This window comes from Nonomuraea sp. NPDC049141 (assembly GCF_040648415.1).
In the GTDB taxonomy this organism is placed as follows: Bacteria; Actinomycetota; Actinomycetes; order Streptosporangiales; family Streptosporangiaceae; genus Nonomuraea.
This window is the reverse complement of the sequence record NZ_JBEZDR010000195.1, coordinates 1-1638: the sequence shown is the minus strand read 5'-3', so window position 1 is coordinate 1638 and position 1638 is coordinate 1. Positions and strand designations below refer to the sequence as shown.

The 1638-nt window shown below is 70.2% G+C and carries 3 protein-coding genes; 1 reads left to right on the top strand and 2 read right to left on the bottom strand.

What is annotated here, in order from left to right; genetic code table 11:
* Positions 1 to 91 precede the first annotated feature (91 nt).
* Positions 92 to 427: an STAS domain-containing protein gene (locus AB0B91_RS65810; protein ID WP_089002478.1), complete on the top strand. Its 336-nt coding sequence runs from the start codon at positions 92 to 94 to the stop codon at positions 425 to 427.
* A 158-nt stretch (positions 428 to 585) separates the two neighbouring features.
* On the opposite strand, the gene AB0B91_RS65805 is transcribed toward AB0B91_RS65810, so the two are convergent.
* Positions 586 to 1140, bottom strand: a complete 555-nt coding sequence (locus tag AB0B91_RS65805; protein WP_089002479.1) for a response regulator — start codon at positions 1138 to 1140, stop codon at positions 586 to 588.
* Positions 1137 to 1638, bottom strand: a 502-nt coding sequence (locus AB0B91_RS65800; protein WP_358343178.1) for a response regulator, incomplete at its 5' end; no start/stop codon positions are given. The genes AB0B91_RS65800 and AB0B91_RS65805, both read right to left, overlap by 4 nt.

Here is a 1638-nt window from a genome sequence, read left to right as displayed (position 1 = left end):
TGCGCTGGCGGGAGCGGTGTCGCGGCACTCGGCTGGCTCCGTCGCCACCGCTCGACAGGCCGGGTCACTCGGATCGCGCTAGGCTGACCCGGTGGATCGTGCCGAACTGTCCATCACGCTACACCGGACGGGTGACGAAGCCGTGCTTCGCCTGGCCGGTGAGATCGACATGCTCACGGCCGCCCAGCTGTCGACCGTCGTCAACGAGGTGCTCGCCGAGCCGCCGCCGCGGATCGTCCTCGACCTGGGCGGGGTCACCTTCTGCGACTCGCAGGGTCTCGGCACCCTCGTCGTGCTGAGCCGCAAGGCCAGTCACGCCCAGAGCCTGCTGATCCTGACCAACGTGGGCGACTTCCTGCTCCGGGTCCTGGACATCACGGGCCTGCGCAGTGCCCTGATGATCCGCAACGACCAGACCACCGGCTGACCCGCCCCCGGCCCACCGGGCTGACCTACCGCCCTCTTCCCGGCCCCTCCGCGCCCTGCGCACCGGTCGCACGTTCCGCGCAGGCGGCGAGACCTTGGTGGGAAACGGCCCCTCCGGGGGCCGCCAGCCACCAAGATCTCGCTACGCACGTGGGTGGGTCAGGGGGTGTTGCCCCAGCGGGCCTCTTCGAGGAGCTGCACCGCGCGGTCGCGGGCGTCCGCCTCATCCAGGCGCAGCATCGTGGTGGCCTCGTCGACCGCGTCCGTCAGCACCCGCAACTGCGCGTCACGCTCCCGCACCAGGTCGGACTGGGCCGCGAGCTGCCGGGTCTTCACCCACAGCTCGACGAAGACCGACACCTTGGCGCGCAGCACCCACGGGTCGAACGGCTTGGTCAGGTAGTCGACCGCGCCGACCGCGTACCCGCGTAGCGCCAGCTGGGCGTCCCGGTCGGCGGCGGTGAGGAAGATGATCGGCACGTGCCGCGTACGCTCGCGTCGCTTGATGTGGCTGGCCGTCTCGAAGCCGTCCATGTCCGGCATCTGGGCGTCCAGCAGGATCACCGCGAAGTCGTCGACCAGCAGCTGCTTCAGGGCCGCCTCACCGCTCTCGACGGCGACGGACTGCACCGGCAGGCCCTGGAGAATCGCCTCCAGTGCCATCAGGTTCTCCCGGCGGTCGTCCACCAGCAGCGCCTTTGCCATCTGGGTCACGAACTCTCCTCGGTTCGGCTGCCGCTGATCCAGGACGACATGAGTTCGATCAACTCGTCCAGGTCGACGGGCTTGGTGATGTAGTCACTTCCTCCGGCCGCCAGCGCCGACTCGCGGTCGCCGGGCATGGCCTTCGCGGTCAGGAAGACGATCGGCAGGTCGGCGAACCGGTGGTTGCGCCTGATCTGTCGGGTCGTCTCGTACCCGTCCTGATCGGGCATCATCGCATCCATCAGGACGATGTCCACCTCCGGATGCTCGGCCAGCAGGCGGACGCCGTCCGCCCCGTTGTCCGAGTACAACACGGTGAGGCCGTGCAGCTCCAACGCGCTGGTCAGCGCGAAGACGTTCCGGACGTCGTCGTCGATGATCAGCACGGTGGCGCCCTCCAGCCGCCGGGTCGCCGGCGTGGAGGCCGGCTCGGGCAGCTCCGGCGGCGGCATGAGCAGGGACGACGGCAGCCCGGCCCGCGCCGGTGACGGCGGCAGCGGCGCCACC